The 16976-nt window shown below is 73.7% G+C and carries 16 protein-coding genes; 12 read left to right on the top strand and 4 right to left on the bottom strand.

Annotated features, from left to right (window positions below; genetic code table 11):
- Nucleotides 1-394: 394 nt before the first annotated feature.
- Nucleotides 395-1777 carry a pyridoxal-phosphate dependent enzyme gene (locus tag ACFU7Y_RS04470; RefSeq protein ID WP_380766446.1) on the top strand — a complete coding sequence of 461 codons (1383 nt, stop codon included), beginning with the start codon at nucleotides 395-397 and terminating at the stop codon, nucleotides 1775-1777.
- 7 nt (nucleotides 1778-1784) lie between these two features.
- Here ACFU7Y_RS04470 and ACFU7Y_RS04465 read toward each other — a convergent pair whose 3' ends face one another.
- Nucleotides 1785-2591 carry a TetR/AcrR family transcriptional regulator gene (locus ACFU7Y_RS04465; RefSeq protein ID WP_380766445.1) on the bottom strand — a complete coding sequence of 269 codons (807 nt, stop codon included), beginning with the start codon at nucleotides 2589-2591 and terminating at the stop codon, nucleotides 1785-1787.
- Between the two features lie 105 nt (nucleotides 2592-2696).
- On the opposite strand from ACFU7Y_RS04465, the gene ACFU7Y_RS04460 reads away from it, so the two are divergent.
- The 6 genes from ACFU7Y_RS04460 to ACFU7Y_RS04435 all read left to right on the top strand — a co-directional run bounded on the left by ACFU7Y_RS04460 (nucleotide 2697) and on the right by ACFU7Y_RS04435 (nucleotide 7865).
- On the top strand, nucleotides 2697-3665 hold the full coding sequence (locus ACFU7Y_RS04460) for an ATP-binding cassette domain-containing protein (protein WP_224284977.1): 969 nt from the start codon (nucleotides 2697-2699) through the stop codon (nucleotides 3663-3665).
- Nucleotides 3665-4486 carry an ABC transporter permease gene (locus ACFU7Y_RS04455; RefSeq protein ID WP_224284976.1) on the top strand — a complete coding sequence of 274 codons (822 nt, stop codon included), beginning with the start codon at nucleotides 3665-3667 and terminating at the stop codon, nucleotides 4484-4486. Before ACFU7Y_RS04460 ends, ACFU7Y_RS04455 begins: the two co-directional genes overlap by 1 nt.
- A gap of 68 nt (nucleotides 4487-4554) precedes the next feature.
- On the top strand, nucleotides 4555-5541 hold the full coding sequence (locus tag ACFU7Y_RS04450) for an aldo/keto reductase (protein ID WP_224284975.1): 987 nt from the start codon (nucleotides 4555-4557) through the stop codon (nucleotides 5539-5541).
- A 196-nt stretch (nucleotides 5542-5737) separates the two neighbouring features.
- Nucleotides 5738-6379 (top strand): TetR/AcrR family transcriptional regulator, encoded by a 642-nt coding sequence (locus ACFU7Y_RS04445; protein ID WP_224285505.1) that lies wholly within the window; start codon nucleotides 5738-5740, stop codon nucleotides 6377-6379.
- 88 nt (nucleotides 6380-6467) lie between these two features.
- Nucleotides 6468-7049, top strand: coding sequence for a DUF4188 domain-containing protein (locus tag ACFU7Y_RS04440; RefSeq protein WP_380766443.1), 582 nt, complete (start codon nucleotides 6468-6470; stop codon nucleotides 7047-7049).
- A gap of 162 nt (nucleotides 7050-7211) precedes the next feature.
- Nucleotides 7212-7865, top strand: coding sequence for a C39 family peptidase (locus tag ACFU7Y_RS04435; protein ID WP_224284364.1), 654 nt, complete (start codon nucleotides 7212-7214; stop codon nucleotides 7863-7865).
- Between the two features lie 19 nt (nucleotides 7866-7884).
- On the opposite strand, the gene ACFU7Y_RS04430 is transcribed toward ACFU7Y_RS04435, so the two are convergent.
- A complete protein-coding gene (locus ACFU7Y_RS04430; RefSeq protein WP_263455686.1) occupies nucleotides 7885-8736 on the bottom strand; it encodes a hypothetical protein in 852 nt (283 codons plus the stop codon).
- A 266-nt stretch (nucleotides 8737-9002) separates the two neighbouring features.
- On the opposite strand from ACFU7Y_RS04430, the gene rpe reads away from it, so the two are divergent.
- Entirely contained in the window at nucleotides 9003-9686 is a 684-nt protein-coding gene (rpe, locus tag ACFU7Y_RS04425) for a ribulose-phosphate 3-epimerase (protein WP_224284365.1), read from the top strand.
- Nucleotides 9687-9907: 221 nt separating this feature from the next.
- Here rpe and ACFU7Y_RS04420 read toward each other — a convergent pair whose 3' ends face one another.
- Nucleotides 9908-11167: an Ig-like domain-containing protein gene (locus tag ACFU7Y_RS04420; RefSeq protein WP_224284366.1), complete on the bottom strand. Its 1260-nt coding sequence runs from the start codon at nucleotides 11165-11167 to the stop codon at nucleotides 9908-9910.
- 322 nt (nucleotides 11168-11489) lie between these two features.
- Between ACFU7Y_RS04420 and ACFU7Y_RS04415 the strand changes: the two genes are divergently transcribed.
- The gene (locus ACFU7Y_RS04415; protein WP_380766442.1) at nucleotides 11490-12785 is read left to right on the top strand and encodes a helix-turn-helix domain-containing protein; all 1296 of its coding nucleotides are present in this window, start codon (nucleotides 11490-11492) and stop codon (nucleotides 12783-12785) included.
- 450 nt (nucleotides 12786-13235) lie between these two features.
- Here the strand turns inward: ACFU7Y_RS04415 and ACFU7Y_RS04410 are convergent, their stop codons facing one another.
- Nucleotides 13236-13691 (bottom strand): SsgA family sporulation/cell division regulator, encoded by a 456-nt coding sequence (locus ACFU7Y_RS04410; protein WP_224282278.1) that lies wholly within the window; start codon nucleotides 13689-13691, stop codon nucleotides 13236-13238.
- A gap of 529 nt (nucleotides 13692-14220) precedes the next feature.
- On the opposite strand from ACFU7Y_RS04410, the gene ACFU7Y_RS04405 reads away from it, so the two are divergent.
- The 3 genes from ACFU7Y_RS04405 (at nucleotide 14221) to ACFU7Y_RS04395 (ending at nucleotide 16854) form a co-directional block, all read left to right on the top strand.
- Entirely contained in the window at nucleotides 14221-15042 is an 822-nt protein-coding gene (locus ACFU7Y_RS04405; RefSeq protein WP_380766441.1) for an alpha/beta fold hydrolase, read from the top strand.
- A 107-nt stretch (nucleotides 15043-15149) separates the two neighbouring features.
- On the top strand, nucleotides 15150-15998 hold the full coding sequence (locus ACFU7Y_RS04400; RefSeq protein ID WP_380766440.1) for a helix-turn-helix domain-containing protein: 849 nt from the start codon (nucleotides 15150-15152) through the stop codon (nucleotides 15996-15998).
- 127 nt (nucleotides 15999-16125) lie between these two features.
- Nucleotides 16126-16854 carry an alpha/beta fold hydrolase gene (locus tag ACFU7Y_RS04395; protein ID WP_380766439.1) on the top strand — a complete coding sequence of 243 codons (729 nt, stop codon included), beginning with the start codon at nucleotides 16126-16128 and terminating at the stop codon, nucleotides 16852-16854.
- The last annotated feature ends 122 nt before the right edge of the window (nucleotides 16855-16976 follow it).

The raw sequence follows: 16976 nt of genomic DNA, 5'->3' as shown, positions 1-16976 counted from the left end.
GCCTGTGGGCCGCTCTGACCGCGTGGCTGGGCGGGCGCGGCCGTACCGGCCGGGGAGCGTGAGCCCGGCGCGGTCAGGCGGTGAAGCGGGCGTCGCGGGCTTCGACGGCCCGGACGCCACGGCCGACCCGACGGGGCGGCCCTGGAGGGTGCTGGTGCGCGATGTGGAGTGCGGCAGAACCAGCGGGCGCGAATGCATCACCATGCCCCCTGCTTCACGCCCCTGACGCAGAGGCGGGCGCGGCCACCCGGGCCCGCGCCCCCTGCGTCTGTCCGCGCCCGCTCGCGGCCGTCGTCCACTGTGTCGACCGGATGAGGAACGGTGTCGCTGCCGTCTACCGAACTTCCGGGCTGGGCAGGCTCGGTCGGACAAGTGCCGACGAAAGGGGCCGACGATGGCCGCAGTTCACGAATCCGTCCTGGACGCGATCGGCGGGACACCGCTGTTCCGCCTCGCCCGGCTCGGCGCCGGCCTCGCCGCGCCGATCTACGCCAAGGCCGAGTTCCTCAACATCGGCGGCAGCGTCAAGGACCGCGCCGCGCTGTCCATGGTCCTGGCCGCCGAGCGCGACGGCCTGCTGAAGCCGGGCGGGACGATCATCGAGGCGACCTCCGGGAACACCGGCATCGGCCTGGCGATCGTCGGCCGGCAGCGCGGGTACCGGGTGATCGCCGGGGTGGCGGACAGGTCGGCGCCCGAGAAGGCGGACATCCTGCGGGCGTACGGCGCGGAGGTGGTGCTCGGGCCGACCGCGGTGCCGCAGGAGGACCCGCGGCACCTGTTCAAGGTGGTCGAGCGGCTCACCGAGGAGATCCCCGGCGCCTGGCTCGCCAACCAGTACGACAACCCGGCCAATCCCGAGGCCCATGTCCGGACCACCGGTCCCGAGATCTGGGAGCAGACCGGCGGGCGGGTGACCCACTTCGTCGCGGGCGTCGGCACCGGCGGTACCGTCACCGGCACCGGCGGCCATCTGAAGGAGGCCTCCGGCGGCACGGTGACGGTGGTCGGCGCGGACCCGGAGTCCTCCTCGTACGGGGGCGGGGACGGCAGCCCGTGGTTCGTCGAGAGCATCGGGCACTTCCTCCACCCCGGGACGGTGGAGGACCGCTGGCCGCAGGCCTACCGGTCGGAGGTGGTCGACTCCTTCGAGCGGATCCCGGACCGCGAGTCGCTGCTGACGGCGCGCCGGCTCGCGCGGGAGGAGGGCATCCTGGCCGGCCCGTCCTCCGGTACGGCGGTGGCGGCGGCGCTGCGGGTGGCGCGGCGGCTGGGCCCGGAGGACCTGGTGGTCGTGCTGCTGCCGGACTCGGGGCGCTCCTACCTGTCCAAGGTGCACAGCGACTCCTGGATGCGGGAGTGGGGCTTCCTGGAGGAACCCGGGGAGACGGCGGTGCGGGACGCGCTGGCGGCGGCGGGTCCGCTGGTGGCGGTCGACGCCGACGCGACCGTCGGTGACGCGGCGGAGGCGCTGCGGGACGCACCGGGCAGCGTCGCCCCGGCGGTGCTGGCGCGGGCGGTGCGCCCGTTCGGGGTGAGCGCGACCGAGGTGGTCGGTTCGGTGTCCCGGGAGGTGCTGACGGCGGCGCTGGCGAACGGCGCGGCCAAGCCGGGCGACCCGCTGGGCGCGCTGCTCGGGCCGGCGCTGCCGACGGTCGGCGTCGGGCAGTCCGCGGCCGAGGCCCGGGGGGTGCTGGCGGGCGGGCGCCCCGCGGTACTGGTGCTGGTGGACGGCCGGGTGGCGGGGCTGCTGACCAGGGAGGCCCTCGCTACCTGACGGTGCGTCAGGTGTCGCCCGCCGGCGCCAGGACGGCGGAGATCACCCGGTCCAGGGTGCGGTCGAACGCCCGGTCCGGGTCGGCGGGCGGGCCCGCGGTGGCGAAGGCCTGGGCCAGGTGCGGGAATTCGCCGCTCGCCGCCGCCTGGCCGAGGTAACCGACCATCTCGGCCTGCCACTTGGCGCCCGCGGCCGCGGTCTGCTCGTACTGCGCGAACTGGGTGATGAAGCCGTTGAACAGCGCCATCGCCTCCATCCGGGCGCCGCCGCCGAGGCCGGTGGGGGCGGTGGCGGCGAGGAAGTGGTCGGTGTAGCGCAGGGCGTTGGGGCCGATGCTGGGGCGGACCAGCAGCAGTGCGGGCAGCCAGGGGTGGCGGCGGGAGATGCCGAGCTGCTGGTGGGCGAGGTCGACGAGATCGGCTCGGACGTCGCCGCTCGGCGCGGACGGCAGTCGGTACTCGCCGGCGACCGCGTCGAGCATCAGGTCGAGCAGGTGCTCCTTCTTCGGGACGTAGTTGTAGAGCGACATGGTGCCCGCGCCGAGCGCCGCCGCGACCCGCCGCATGGAGACCGCGTCCAGGCCCTCGGCGTCGGCGATCCCGATGGCCGCGGCGGCGATCGAGTCGCGGCTGTGGGCCGGGCGCGGGCCGCGGCCGGTGCGCTCGGGGCGCAGCCAGATCACTTCGGGCGCCTCGGGAGGCGCGGGCTTGTTGGACGCCGGCGCCGGCCCGCTGGGCGGGGGCGCGGGCTCGCCCGGTGCGGGCGCGCTGGACGGCGTGGGCTTGCTGGACGGCGTGGGCTTGCTGGACGGCACTGGAAGATCACCTCGCTCTGCCCATCTTAGATACGTACGGCGTACGTAGTAGGATGCGCTTGCGCGCGCTTCTACGTACGCCGTACCTAGAGAAGGGGCAGAGCCATGTCCGACACCGCCCGGCCCGCCATCGAGATGGCGGGCGTGGAGAAACGCTTCGGCGCCACCGAGGCCCTGCGCGGCCTTGACCTCACCGTCCCGGCCGGCACCGTCTGCGGCCTGCTCGGCCCCAACGGCGCCGGCAAGACCACCGCCGTCCGCGTCCTCGCCACGCTCGTCGCCCCCGACCGCGGCACCGCCCGTGTCGCCGGGCACGACGTCGTCCGCGCCGCCGAGGAGGTCCGGCGCGCCATCGGCCTCGCAGGACAGCACGCCGCCGTCGACGAGGGCATCACCGGCCGCGACAACCTCCGGCTGCTCGGCCGGCTGCACCACCTCGGCGCCCGCCGGGCCCGGGAGCGCGCCGACGAACTGCTCGCCCGCTTCGACCTCACCGAGGCCGCCGACCGGCTCGTGCGCACCTACTCCGGCGGCATGCGCCGGCGCCTCGACCTCATCGCCAGCCTGGTCACCAGCCCGCCGGTGCTCTTCCTGGACGAGCCCACCACCGGGCTCGACCCGCGCAGCCGGCAGGCGATCTGGGACACCGTCGAGGAGCTGGCGGACGGCGGCACCACCGTGCTGCTCACCACCCAGTACCTGGAGGAGGCCGACCGGCTCGCCGACGACATCGTGGTGGTCGACCACGGCGCCGCCATCGCCACCGGCCCGCCGCACCGGCTCAAGGCCGCGATCGGCAGCCAGGTCTCCGTCACCCTGGCCGACCCCGGTCAACTCGCCGCCACCGCCGTGGTGTTGTCCTCGCTGACCGGCGGCGACGCGCAGGTGGACGTCGCCGAGCGGACCGTCACGGTGCTGACGACGCCGGGCGTGTCCGTCCTGCTGCCCTCGCTGGTGCGGGAGTTGGACGGTGCCGGGGTCGTCGCGCAGGACGTGGCGGTGCGGGCGCCTTCGCTGGACGACGTGTTCCTCGCGCTCACCCAGGAGTCCGCGGACGCGGGGAGGGCCGCCTGATGGCCGTCGCCGCGTACGCCGCCCCGCGACCGTCCGCCGTCGGCCGGCTGCTCTCCGACACCTGGACGTCGATGATCCGCGTCCTGCTCAACTACCGGCGTTCGCCGGGTCTGCTGGCCGCATCGCTCGGCGTCCCGGTGGTCATGGTGGTGGTCTTCGGGTACGTCTTCGGCAGCGCCATGCAGGTACCGGGCGGCGGTGACTACCGGGAGTTCCTGATGCCCGGCCTGTTCGCCATGGTGGCCACCAACGGCATCATGCCCACCATGGTCGGCGCCGCCCGCGACGTAGGGCGCGGGGTCACCGACCGGCTGCGCTCCATGCCGGTCTCCCGCACCGGACTGCTGCTCGGGCAGACCCTCGCCGACCTGCTGGTCAGCGTGGTCGTCCTGGCGCTGCTGGCCCTGGTCGGGCTCGCCGCCGGGTGGCGCGCCCGGCACGGACTCGCCGACGCGGCAGGGGCGTTCGCACTGCTGCTGCTCTTCCGCTTCGTGATGACCTGGGTCGGCACCCTGCTCGGCCTGGCCGTCGGCAAGGAGGAGGCGGCCGGCCAGCTCTCCGTCGCGGTCTTCCCGCTGGCGATGATCACCAACGCCTACGTGCCGACCGGCGGCATGCCCGGCTGGCTGCGGATGCTCGCGGACTGGAACCCGATCAGCTCCGTCGTCCAGGCCTGCCGGGATCTGTTCGGCAACCCCTCGGCGGCCGGTTCCGCCTGGCCGACGCAGCACGCCACGCTCGCCGCGCTGCTCTGGAGCGCCGTGCTGCTCGCGCTCTGCGTGCCGCTCGCCGTAAGGAAGTTCGCCACGCACGGGCGGTGACCAGGGGGCCCGGCACGCCCGTGAAATGTGCTGGACAGCGGGGTCGGTGTGGTCTTGGGTGGGGCGCCATGGAGTACACCCACCTCGGCCGCACCGGCCTGACCGTCTCCCGCCTCTGCCTCGGCACCATGAACTTCGGCCCCCACACCGAGGAAGCCGAGGCCCACCGCCTCATGGACACCGCCCACGAGCGCGGCATCAACTTCTTCGACACCGCCAACAGTTACGGCCGCGACAGCGAGGGCCGGCTGCGGGGCCGTACCGAGGAGATCATCGGCCGCTGGTTCGCCAAGGGTGGCGGCCGCCGCGAGCGCACCGTCCTCGCCACCAAGGCCTACGCCGACATGAGCGACTGGCCCAACGAGGGCAAGCTGTCCGCGCTCGCCATCCGCAAGGCCGTCGAGGCCAGCCTGCGCCGCCTCCAGACCGACCACATCGACCTCTACCAGATGCACCACATCGACCGGGCCACGCCCTGGGAGGAGATCTGGCAGGCGATGGAGGTCCTGGTCGCCCAGGGAAAGATCATCTACGTCGGCTCCAGCAACTTCGCCGGCTGGCACATCGCCCAGGCCCAGGAGGCCGCCCGCGCCCGCCACTTCCTCGGCCTGGTCAGCGAGCAGTCCCTCTACAACCTGCTCGACCGCACCGTCGAGCTTGAGGTCATCCCCGCCCTCCAGCACTACGGCCTCGGGCTGATGCCCTGGTCCCCGCTGCGCAGCGGCCTGCTCGGCGGCGTCCTGCGCAAGGAGCGCGAGGGCACCCGCGACCGCAGCGCCATGGCCTACGCGAGCGAACTCCTCGACCGGCACCGCGACCGCATCCAGGCCTACGAGGACTTCGCCGCCGAGCTCGGCGCCGACCCCGCCGACCTCGCCCTCGCCTGGCTCCTCTCCCGCCCCGCCGTCACCGCCCCCATCATCGGCCCCCGCACCCCGGCCCACCTCGACGCCGCCATCGGCGCGCTCGACCTCAAGCTCGACCAGAAGACCCTCGACCACCTCGACGACCTCTTCCCGGGCCGCCGGCCCGCCCCGGAGGACTACGCCTGGTAGGCCACTCGCGCCCGGCCCCGGCCCCGTCCCCCTGGCGCGGGCCGGGGCCTCGCCGCGGACCCGCCCCGGCGGCCACGCCCTCCGCCGTCCGGTGGCCGCCGAGGCGCGGCTGACGGGTGGACGGGGGCGGACGTCGGGCCCCGTCCGGGTGCGTGACGGGGACGGGGGACCGCCCCGCTGTGGTAGCAAGACAGGCATGAGGGAGCGGGAACGGGAGCAAGCGCGGGAGCGGGGCGGCGGCCGGGGGGCGTACCACCACGGGGCGTTGCCGGAGGCGTTGGTGGCGGCGGCGTTCGAGGTGCTGGACGAGGAGGGCCAGGAGAAGGTGAGCGTGCGGGAGGTGGCGCGGCGGGCCGGGGTGTCGGCGGGGGCGCCGTTCCGGCACTTCGCCGACCGGCAGGCGCTGTTGACCGCGCTGGCGGATCGGGTGCTGACGGACCTCGTGCGGTGGCAGGAGGCGCAGGTCGCGGCGGCCGGGCCGGACGGCGGGTCGGTGATGCGGGCGGTCGGGCTGGGGTTCGTCCGGTACGCGCTGCACCATCCGCGGCGGTTCGAGCTGTTGCGCTCGCGAGTGTTCGCGGCCTCGGGGGAGCCCGAGCTGCGCGCGCAACTGGACGGCATCGACCGGGCGTTGATGGACGTGATCGTGGCGGACCAGGAGGCGGGCCGGCTGCGCCCGGGGGATCCGGCGCTGGTCGGGCTGGCCGGGCAGGCACTGGTGTACGGGCTGGCGCAGATGATCGTGGACGGCTACCTGCCGGCCGGGAAGGCGGAGGAGCTGGCCGGGCAGGTGCTCGACACCTTCGGCCAGGGGATCGCCAACCAGCGTGCGCGGTAGCCGAATTGTGCTTGTGGTGAGCCTTGACCGGGTCATCCGGCACTGATGTAATCACCGCTTACATGGGTATGGGCGCGGGGAGGCAGAGATGTCCTGGTTCGCCAAGCCGCAGCCGGGCTACACCACCGCCGCCGCCACCGGCGACACCGTGGTGCTGCTGATCGGCATGCGGATCAACCGGTTCTGGGCCGTGCACCACTGGGGCCCGGTGATGTTCGCGATGTTCCGGATGCTGTACGAGCTGGGCCGGGGCCCCGAGCGCGGCCTGCGCGGACGCATCCTGCTGACCGCGTCGCCGCGCACCTACTACGTCGTCCAGTACTGGGAGTCGAAGGAGAAGCTGTACGGCTACGCGAGCGCGCCGGACGGCTTCCACCACACCGTGTGGGGCATCGCCAACCGCAAGCTGCGGGAGGGCAGGGCGCGCGGGCACGTCGGGCTCTGGCACGAGACGTACATCGTCCCCGAGGGCGGCTACGAGTCGATCTACTTCGACATGCCGGCGTTCGGCCTGGCCGGCGCCACCGGCCAGCTGCCGGTGGAGGAACGCGGACGGCACGCCGCGCAGCGCCTGGCCTACCGGTCGAGCGGGACCGGCGGCGCGGGGGAGCCGAGCGGCGCCGGGAAGCGGGACGGCGGGGCCGTGGGGGACGGCGCGGCGGGCGCGTAGGCGGCGGTGGCGGTGCGGCGGCGGGCGGCCCCCGTGATCTCCGCCGTGATCTCCGTCGTCGGCGTGATCACGTGAGGCGGGCCGGTCGGGCGAGTGCCTGAGTACGGGTACTCAAGGAGTGTCGTGAGTCGTCCGGGCGCCCCGGTGTGGGAGCGTCGGGGGATGGTCGATCAGGGCGGCGCCGCGCGGCCGGCGCGGGTGGTGCACGAGGTGCCGTACCGGGCGCAGTGGGAGTCCGCGGAGCTGGTGCGGGCCATCGTGGACGGCGAACTCGACGCGGCGCGGGACCCGCGCTGGGGGCAGTCGGGGGCGGCCAGCCCGGAGGAGTACGCCTGGTGGTCCTGGCGGCTGTGCGGGGTGGCCTGCCTGCGGATGGCGCTGGAGCACTGGTGGGGGGTGACCCCGACGGCGATGGCGCTCGCGGCCGAATGTGTGGCGGCCGGCGCGTACCTGCGGGACGGCGAGAGCCTGCGCGGGCTGGTCCACGCGCCGTTCGCCGACTACGTCCGGCACCGGTGGGGACTGGCCGCGCAGGCACGGGAGTTGACGCCCGGGGAGGTGTCGGCCGAGGTGACCGGCGGCCGGCTGGTGATGGTCTCGGTGCACCCGTCGATCCGGGAGCCGTACGGGCCGGAACCGGTGCGGCGCGGCGGGCACCTGGTGCTGGCGGTGGGTGCCACGGACACGGCGCTGCTGATCCACAACCCGTCCGGGTTCCCGGGGGAGTCGCAGGCCTTCGCGCGCGTGCCGTGGCGGTCGTTCGGGCAGTTCTACGCCGGACGGGGGATCGTGCTCGGTCCGCCCGGGGCGTCCTAGCCCTGACGTCGCGGACCCGTCACCGGGTGTCCGGCAGTCCCATCGGGTTGACCGGCAACTGGCTGCGACAGAGCGCCGAGATCGGCTTCAACGCCGCGGCCAGCCGGTCGAGTTCGGCGCGCGGGTAATCCTCCCAGACCCGGGCGGCGGCCAGGTCGGTGGCCGCCTCCAGGGCCTGGTGGCGGATCCGGCCGAGCTCGGTCACCGAGCCGGCCGCCGTCAGCCAGCCGCGCTCGACCAGGCGTTCGGCGGCCGCCTCCCACTCCGCGTCCGTCCACCCGCGCAGCGGTTGGATCATCTCGCGCCGCATGTCCATCGCGCAGCGGACCACCAGCGCCTCGCAGCCGTCCAGCCCGGCCGCCACCAGGGCGGCCACGTGGCCGTCGCCGCGGTGCTCGCGCATCACGGTGGCGGCCTGCCAGAGCCGTTCGTACAGTCCGCTCGGGCGGGGCAGCGCGGCGTTGGCGGCGGCCAGGACCCTGCCTGCGCAGTCCAGCCGGGCGGCGGCCTGTTCCAGGGTCTCGGCGACCAGCTCGACCTGGTCCTTGTCCACGTGCTCCAGCAGTCGGCCCAGGATCGTCGCCGAGGCCTTCAGCCTGGCGGTCAGCGCCTCCTGAGGACTCGCGTGGTTCCACACCTCCGGCAGGGCGCGCTCGACCATCGCCGGGGCGAAGTTGAAGAACGCGGCGGTCACCGGCGCGGCGTCCACCGCGCCGAGCGGGGCCGAGCGAGTGCCGAAGTAGCCGTGCAGGCGGCCCTGCAGACCCGCCTCCTCGAAGGCGGCGCGGCCCTCGGGCAGGAAGTAGGTGACGGCGTGCACCGGCTCGAAGAGCCACCACAGCGCGCGGGCGGGGTGGACGAGATCGGTCATCGGGAGACCTTCCTCGGACGGAGCTCCGGGCGGGCCGGGGAGCTCGGCTGGTCGGAGCGGCCCGGCAGGAGCCGCGGCGGGTGCGTGGACCGCACAAGGGCTGATGACCACGGCGACGGCCCCGGTAACCCCGGAAGGGGTGTGATGACGGTCACGTGGAGGCGGTGCCGTGCGGTCGGCGCAGATGCGGCGCGGGATGATGGGATGAGGTGCCCGCTCCGGGGGCGCCCAGCCCTCGCACAGCCCTCGCACGAAGGTAGTCGGTCATGGCCCAGATCAACCCCAGCATCCTGTCCGCGGACTTCGCCCGGCTTGCCGACGAGGCCGAGGCCGTCCGGGGTTCCGACTGGCTGCACGTGGACGTCATGGACAACCACTTCGTGCCCAACCTGACCCTCGGCGTCCCGGTGGTCGAGTCGCTCGCCCGCGCCACCGACATCCCGCTCGACCTGCACCTGATGATCGAGGACCCGGACCGCTGGGCCCCGCAGTACGTCGAGGCCGGAGCCGGCTCGGTCACCTTCCACATCGAGGCCGCCGCCGCGCCCGTCCGGCTCGCCCGCGAGATCCGCGCCAAGGGCGCCCGCGCCTCGATGGCGCTCAAGCCCGGCACCCCGATCGAGCCGTACGAGGACCTGCTGCCCGAGCTCGACATGGTGCTGATCATGACCGTCGAGCCCGGCTTCGGCGGCCAGGCCTTCCTGGACATCATGCTGCCGAAGATCCGCCGCACCCGCGAGCTGATCGCCAAGCACGACCTGGAGATCTGGCTCCAGGTGGACGGCGGCGTCGCGGCGAACACGATCGAGCGCTGCGCGGAGGCGGGCGCGGACGTGTTCGTGGCCGGCTCGGCGGTGTACGGGGCCGAGGACCCGGCCGAGGCGGTCCGCAGCCTGCGTGAGCTCGCCGGCAAGGCGACGGCGGACGCCTGGTGGGCCTGCGGGCACTGAGCCTGCCGCTGCCGCAGCCGCCGACCGCCGGATGGCCGGGCGCGGATGGAGGAACGTCGCACCGTGACGGATGATCGGTGACGACGAGCCCCTCTCCGCCCGGCCTTCCTCGTACGGTGGTGGAACCGCGCGCCGCGGGCCAGACCCTTCGCCGCCGACCAGGACTGACCCGCCGTCGGCCGGGCTGCCCGTCACGGGCAGTGTGAACGAGCGGACGGGGTCTACCAGCTCGCCCAGGGGAGGTTCCAGCCGCCGAGCCCGTTGTCGGGGGCGACGGTCTTCTCCTTCGTGTTCACGACCGTGACGACGTCGCCGATCAGCGAGCTGTTGAAGAACGCCCCCGCGGCGGAGGTGTCGCTGCCGCCCTCCGTGTCCTTGAGCGCGACGCAGCCGTGGCTGGTGTTCGCCTTGCCGAACGGGTCGCCCTTGTACCAGTAGTTGCCGTGGAGGTAGGTGCCGCTCCTGGTCAGCCGCATCGCGTGCGGGACGGCGGGGATGTCGTACTCGTTGCCGAGGCCGACGGTCTGGGAGTTCATGTGGGTGACCTTCTCCTTGGACATGATCACCATGGTGCCGCCCCACGACGGGTGCTTGTCGTCGCCGAGCGTGGCGGGCACGGTGGTGGTCTTGCCGTCCCGGACGATCGTCATCTGATGCGTGGCGGCGTCCGCGGTGGAGACCTGGGAGCGGCCGATGCTGAACGGCTCGTCCTTGTCGACGTCGCCCCACACGCCCGGGGCGACCTCGACGTTCTTCAGCCGGTAGTGGATGGTGACCTTGGTGCCCGGCTTCCAGTACTCGGCCGGGCGGAAGTCCAGCCGGTTGTCGTCGAACCAGTGGCCCTTCACCTCGGTGCCGTTGTCCGTCTCGAAGGTGATCGCCTTGGCGACGGAGTCCTTGTTCACGATCTTCGTGCTGAAGTCCACCTTGACGATCATGCCTACGCCGTACGTCTGGCCGTCGCCGACGTTGTCGTTGGTGGACACCTGCTTGTCGGGCGTGAGCGTGGTGAAGGCGGAGGTGGACGCGGCCACCAGGCCGTCGGCGTCCGCCGCCTGGGCGTTCACCGTGTACGCCGTGCCGGGCGTGAGCGCGGCGGAGGGCTTCCAGCCGGTGCCGTCCGGGGTGATCGAGCCCGGGACGGACTTGCCGTCCTTGTCGGTCACGTCGACGGTGGTGAGCTTTCCCTTGGAGACGGACACCCGCAGAGCGTTCGGCGCGACGCCACGGGCGCCGTCCTTCGGTTCGACGTCCAGCACCGCGGCCGACGTCCTCGGCGCATTCGCATTCGCGGTCCCGGTCCCGCCGGGGGCGGCGGAGGCTGCGGCGCCCGCTGTCCCGGCCGCTTCACCGCCCTTGCCCTGGTCGTTCCCGCAGGCCGCGGTCATCAGCAGTACCCCGCCCATCGTCAGTGCCACCGCGCCGCGGTTGAAGCGGTCGGTGGTGCGTATTGCGGCTCGGGCCGCCCGAACAGTGCTCACAGTTGCTCCCTCTCGGTGTTGGCCGCCAGCTTGTCCGCCCGCTCGTCCCGGCCACAACGGCAGGCCTGCGATCAGGGACCCGGGGACGCCCGTACATGCTCTGAGCTGGGAAGACGTAAGCTTCCTGGGACGCGTTCGCGGGACGGGGGAACCGCAGGACGGCGTGCCGCGTGCTTGTCTGCCGAAGCTCGCGTCATGGTCATCCGGTCGCCGGGGGACGGGACGGCGCCGAGCCCGACCGCCGGCAGCGGCCGGAGACGGGGCGCGGTCACGACGGGCGTCACGAGCGGGTGAAGGAACAGTGCCGAAGGGAATCGGGAAGTTGAGGGAGACGGACGAGGTCGCGCAGCTGCTGCGGGAGCTGAAGAGCCGGTCGGGGCTCAGTTACGGCGCGCTGGCGAAGCGGCTGCACCTGAGCACGTCGGCCCTGCACCGCTACTGCAACGGCGATGTGATGCCGACGGAGTTCGCCCCGCTGGAACACTTCTCGCGGCTGTGCGAGGCGACGCCGCAGGAACGCGTCGAGCTGTACCGGCTGTGGGTCATCGTCCGCGCGGCGCGTGGGAACAGGCCGCCCGCCGCCCCCGAACCGTCGGCGCCGCCCGCGCCTCCGGCGATATCCGAACCGCCGGCGCCTCCGGCGGTACCCGAACCGCCCGCGCCTCCGGCACCGGCACCGGAGCCTGCGCCGGAAGGCGCCGCCGAGGCCGATCCGGCCCTCGATGTCACCCGCCCCGTCCCGGACCGCGCCCTCGCGGTGCCGCCGCAGCGGCGCACCCGCCGCCGGGGCGTCCTCGCCGCGGTGACGGCCACCGCGGTGCTGGTCGCCGTCGGGGCCGTCACCACCGGTCTGAAGACCCACCTGGACGGTGACACCGACCCCGCTCGCGCCGCCGACGTCAGGTCATCCGCCGGATCCCCGGTCCCGTCCGTGGCCCCGCCCCTGTCCGCTGCCGTCGCTGCTGCCGGGGCGAGCCCGTCCGGGTCGACCGGCGGGACGGACCCGAGCACCAGCGCCCCGATCACCGTCGCCGTCCACCCGTCCGGCTGGACCACCAGGTGCGACCAGTACGTGGTCAACCGCCCGCCGTCCGAGGTCCCCCGACCGCCCGCCGTGCCGGACGTGCCGGGCTGGGCCTCCCAGGTCGGTGCGGTGCCAGGCCGCTACCAGTCGGTCAAGCTCACCGTGCAGGGCACCGGCTGGGACACCGTGCTGCTGACGGGCCTCAACGTCCGGATCACCCGGATCGCGGCCCCCCTCGCCTGGAACGTCTACTCCATGGGCGAGGGCTGCAGCGGTGGAGTCGGCGTTCGCTCCTACTCCGTCGATCTGGACGCGGCCCGCCCCGTTCCGGTCGTGGCCAAAGGCAGCAGCGCCAGCCTGCCGGTCAGGGTGACCGAGAGCGACCCCGTGGTCATCGAGGTCACCGCCGAGACCGCCTCCCACGACGTCAGCTGGTACCTGGAACTGGAGTGGGCCACCAGTAACCGGAGGGGGATGCTGCCCGTGGACCTCGGCCATGGCACCCCGTTCCGCACCAGCGCGGTGAAGGACCGGCCGCTGTACGCCTACCCGGCCGGCGGGCAAGCCTGGGAGCCGGCCCCGTCCCAGCAGTGACGACGACGCGGCCGGGGACGGGAACGGTCCGGCCGGCCCACGTCGACTCCGGTGAAGCCGTGGAGCGTGCTCGCAGGGTGCTACGGGGTTGGGGACGAGCGTGTTGTGGGGGAGGCCCTGCGAGCGCCTGCCCCGGGGCTCGCCGGCGTCGTCCCGGCGGCCTTCGGCGGGCAACACGCCGAGCGGGTGGGGCAGGTTGCACAGCACCTGACGGCGGTGGCCGCCCAGATGGTGGAACAGGGCTTCGTGAACGGCGCGTTCACGGCCGCCGCGTTGGAGGAAGCTCGTTCTGCCTGTGAGTTGTGGTCGCGTTGCCTCGTCGAACGGCGCCGAGGCCTTCGGTAGCCACTCCACCGAGGACATCGCGGCCGATGGCCTCGCCGGGTGCGCGCGCACCGGGTGACGGGCCGGGCCGTCCGCGGGGCCCGGGCCGTCCGCGGGGCCCGGGTGTCAGGCGGTCAGGCCGTCCAGTTCGGCGGCCCAGTCGATCAGGGTGTCCTCCGACCCCTGCGGCACCAGCGTGAAGGTCTCCCGGCGGAGCCAGCGCCGGACCTGTCGGGACGGGAGGTCGACGAGGACGACGCTGCCGCATCCCCGGAGCATGATGCGCAGGGAGGCACGGCCGTGGCAGGTGCAGGGCGGCCAGATGCGGACGTTGCCGAGGCCCGCGGGCTTCTGCAGGCCCTCCCACAGGAGGTCGCGGGAGAACTGCCAGGTGCCCGCTTCCGCTGCGGGGCCGAGGAACTCGAGTGCGACGGCGAACGGGTCGTCGCTGCGGTAGCCGAAGCGCACCGGGATGTCGACGGACTCGTGCTCGCCGAGGACGAGCCGGGCGTCGAGGACGATGCCGGTGCTGGTCACCTCCGGGCGGGGCTGGGGGCTGGAGAGGGAGTGGTGCGGGGGCATGGGTTCTCCTGGGCGGTGTAGGGGCGGGGCCGAGAGGGGCCGCCGTCCGGGCCGGCGTGGGCCGGGCGGTGCGGTGTCCGATCGGGACGGGGCACGCCGGACGGTCGGGGTGTCGGTGCCGGTGACGGTGCGACGCTCTCGCCTCGGGCCCTGGGAGCTGCCGAGGAGCAGGGGGAGGCGGAATCGCTCCTCAGGCTAGGAAGAGGTGTCGGCACGGATGTTCCGGCCGTGCACCGCGAGGTGACGATCCGCGCACCCTTCGCCCGGCGTACCGGACGGGGTGCGGGCTGAGGCTGTGGGACCTGCTGCAGGTTCCCCCGGAGGGACCGGCCTGACCTGGGGCGTCGTCGAAGCGCCGTTGCTACAGAGTGATGAAGCTTCGTCCGGCAATCCCTACGTCGGTCGGTGGTCAACGGTTCGGTGCGCGGCGAGAATGTCCACTACGAGCTGCCGCTCATCCCCCCGGCGACCTGTGGGTTCCGGACACGCTGAACCCGCGAGCCGACACGAACGGACAAGAACGAGCACCATGCACGAGCTGACGACGAACGACGGCGTGCGCCTGGCCTACCGCGACAGCGGAGGCGACGGGGTCCCGCTGGTGATGCTCCACGGCTGGGGGCAGACACAGGAGATGTTCCGCCACCAGGTCGAGGGGCTGGCGGCGGGCCGGCGCGTCGTGACGGTGGACTTCCGCGGCCACGGCCGTTCCGGCAAGCCGCGCCACGGCTACCGCGTCGCGCGCCTGGCCCGTGACGTCCTCGGCCTGGTCGACCACCTGGGCCTGGACGCCTTCGACGCGCTGGGCTGGTCGATGGGCGCCTCGGTGTGGTGGAGCTTCGTCGACCAGCACGGCACCGGCCGCATCCGCCGGCTCGTCCTGGTCGACCAGCCGGCCGCGGTGGCGGCGGTGCCCTGGATGACGGAGACGGAGCAGCACGAGAGCGGCGCCCTCTTCGACGTCGCCGGGCTCCTGGAACTGGGCGCCGCGCTGGCCGGCCCGGACGGCGCCGAGGCCCGCGAGGACTTCGTCCGCTCGATGTTCAGCGGCGACACCGACCCGGACCTGATCGCCTTCGTGACCGAGCAGATCCGCTCGACCCCGGCGTACGCGGGCGTCCCGCTGCTCTTCGACCACTGCGCCCAGGACTGGCGCGACGTGCTCGACCGCATCGACGTGCCGACCCTGGTGATCGGCTGCGGGAGAAGCCACGTGGACCCCGCCTCCCAGCGCTTCATCGCCGAGCGGATCCCCGGCGCCCGCCTCCACGTGTTCCCGGCGAGCTCGCACTTCCCGTTCCTGGAGAACCCTGGCGCGTTCAACGCCGTCGTGGAGGAGTTCCTCTCCTGATCCCTCCGCCGCCGTGACCGCCCAGCGGCGCGGCGGGCCGCCCTCCCCGTACCTGAAACGATTCGAACCGGTCGGAGCCTCCCGTGATCCCGTCGGGTCCCTCACCCATGCCCGAAACCCAGTACCACCAGCTCGACCAGACCGCCCCTGAAGGTGGCAGCGGCTGCATCGACATCCTCTCCCCACCGCCCGGAACCGACCCCGAGGACTGCCTCTACGTCGCCCTGCACGTCCACGGCGCGGCCTCCGTCCGGCGCCACGGTGTCAGCACCGTCCTGGCGCCCGGGGACCTGCTGATCGGCACCACCGCGCACCCGGCGGGCCTGCTGAAGGACGCCGAGTGCCGGATGGTCCACTTCCGCGTCCCCTGCTTCTACCTGGGCGTCCGGCACGGCGACGTCCGGCGCACGGGCGGGCTGATGGCGCGGGGGAACGCGGGCATCGGCTCGCTCGCCTCGCAGGTGCTGCGGACGCTCGCCACCCAGGCCCGGGCGCACCGCGCCAGGCCGGGCAACCACCTGGCGCGCAGTGTCTCCGACATCGTCGCGATCCTGGTGAGCGAGCTGCTGGAGCGGGAGGGGCCGGAACAGCCGAGCGGTGCGGCGGAGCTGCTGGCGCGGATCCGGGCCCACATCGAGGAGAACCTCGCCGATCCGAACATCGCGCCCGAATCGATCGCCCGCTCGCAGCACATCTCGGTGCGCTACCTGCACAAGCTCTTCCAGCAGGACGGGACGACCGTGGGCCAGTGGGTGCGGCAGCGCCGGCTGGACGCCTGCCGCAGGGAACTGGAGCGTCCGTCCCGCCGGCAGACCAGTGTCTCCGCCGTCGCGCACCGGTGGGGCTTCGTCAGCCACTCCCACTTCAGCCGGGCGTTCCGCGACGCCTACGGGGTGTCGCCCCGCGAGTGGCAGGCCTACGCCGCACAGGCCGACGACCGCAGTCCGGCCTCCTGACTCCTCCGCCGCGGCCTCCTCCACCGAGACCTCCTCCGCTACGACCTCCTCGCCACCCCACCGCCTGGCGACAACGCCTGCCCGTTGACCGTGCGCCTCGCCGTCCGGCGCCATCCGAAAGGCCGCCATGCCCTCCACCAGGCCCACCGTCATGCTCGTCCACGACGGCTGCTCCGACGCGACCACCTGGTTCGGCGTCATCGCCGAACTCCACAGACGAGGCCTGACGGTCCTCGCCGTCGCGAACCCGCTGCGCGGACTGGCCCACGACGCCGCCTACCTGGCGTCCGTCGTCGCGGACATCGGCGGCCCCGTCGTCCTGGTCGGCCACTCCTACGGGGGAGCCGTGATCACGGAAGCCGGGGCCGCCCCGAACGTCGTCGCGCTGGTCTACGTGGCGGCCTACCTCCCCGACGTGGGAGAGAGCCACAACGCGCTCGCGAGCCGCTTCGACCCGTCGCCGCTCATCCCCCGGCTGCGGCGTACGGAGTTCACCACGGACGGCACCGAGCGGGCGACGGAGCTCAGCGTTCCCCGGGAGTGCTTCCGGCCGTTCGTCGCGGCCGACCTCGACGCGGAGGTGGCCCAAGTGCTCGCCGTACTCCAACGCCCCGTCGCTGAGCGGGTGCTCACCGACGCACCGACGGTGGCGGCTTGGCGCGCCACGCCCTCGTGGGCCCTGGTGACGGGGGCCGACCAGGCGCTGCCCCCGTCGATCCAGCGCTTCACGGCACGGCGCGCCGGCGCCACCGTCCTCGAACTGCCCGACGCCTCCCACGCGGTGGCCGTCTCCCGGCCGACCGCGGTCGCGGAACTCATCCACGACGCCGCCAGGTCGCCTTCCGTACGACGGTGACGCACCCGAGCGCGGGAGCGGCACCCGGCGGGCGGTGAGACGGACAGGCCGTTGCCCGGGTGCGGGTGCGGACCGGAGAGCCGCACGCGCTGGTGGGCGGCCGGGCAACGAGGGGCCCGGCC

The sequence above is a fragment of the Kitasatospora sp. NPDC057542 genome (assembly GCF_042801945.1).
In the GTDB taxonomy this organism is placed as follows: Bacteria; Actinomycetota; Actinomycetes; order Streptomycetales; family Streptomycetaceae; genus Kitasatospora.
Note: the sequence above shows the minus strand (reverse complement) of the source record. Positions and strands in the feature narration are given on the sequence as shown.

What these genes read in the sequence shown, in the direction of transcription:
- ACFU7Y_RS04450 (WP_224284975.1), top strand. Translation starts at nt 4,555, where the DNA reads ATGGAGTACACCCACCTCGGCCGCACCGGCCTGACCGTCTCCCGCCTC.
- ACFU7Y_RS04430 (WP_263455686.1), bottom strand. Translation starts at nt 8,736, where the DNA reads ATGACCGATCTCGTCCACCCCGCCCGCGCGCTGTGGTGGCTCTTCGAG.
- rpe (WP_224284365.1), top strand. Translation starts at nt 9,003, where the DNA reads ATGGCCCAGATCAACCCCAGCATCCTGTCCGCGGACTTCGCCCGGCTT.
- ACFU7Y_RS04455 (WP_224284976.1), top strand. Translation starts at nt 3,665, where the DNA reads ATGGCCGTCGCCGCGTACGCCGCCCCGCGACCGTCCGCCGTCGGCCGG.
- ACFU7Y_RS04435 (WP_224284364.1), top strand. Translation starts at nt 7,212, where the DNA reads ATGGTCGATCAGGGCGGCGCCGCGCGGCCGGCGCGGGTGGTGCACGAG.
- ACFU7Y_RS04395 (WP_380766439.1), top strand. Translation starts at nt 16,126, where the DNA reads ATGCCCTCCACCAGGCCCACCGTCATGCTCGTCCACGACGGCTGCTCC.
- ACFU7Y_RS04400 (WP_380766440.1), top strand. Translation starts at nt 15,150, where the DNA reads ATGCCCGAAACCCAGTACCACCAGCTCGACCAGACCGCCCCTGAAGGT.
- ACFU7Y_RS04460 (WP_224284977.1), top strand. Translation starts at nt 2,697, where the DNA reads ATGTCCGACACCGCCCGGCCCGCCATCGAGATGGCGGGCGTGGAGAAA.
- ACFU7Y_RS04440 (WP_380766443.1), top strand. Translation starts at nt 6,468, where the DNA reads ATGTCCTGGTTCGCCAAGCCGCAGCCGGGCTACACCACCGCCGCCGCC.
- ACFU7Y_RS04405 (WP_380766441.1), top strand. Translation starts at nt 14,221, where the DNA reads ATGCACGAGCTGACGACGAACGACGGCGTGCGCCTGGCCTACCGCGAC.
- ACFU7Y_RS04445 (WP_224285505.1), top strand. Translation starts at nt 5,738, where the DNA reads ATGAGGGAGCGGGAACGGGAGCAAGCGCGGGAGCGGGGCGGCGGCCGG.
- ACFU7Y_RS04470 (WP_380766446.1), top strand. Translation starts at nt 395, where the DNA reads ATGGCCGCAGTTCACGAATCCGTCCTGGACGCGATCGGCGGGACACCG.
- ACFU7Y_RS04410 (WP_224282278.1), bottom strand. Translation starts at nt 13,691, where the DNA reads ATGCCCCCGCACCACTCCCTCTCCAGCCCCCAGCCCCGCCCGGAGGTG.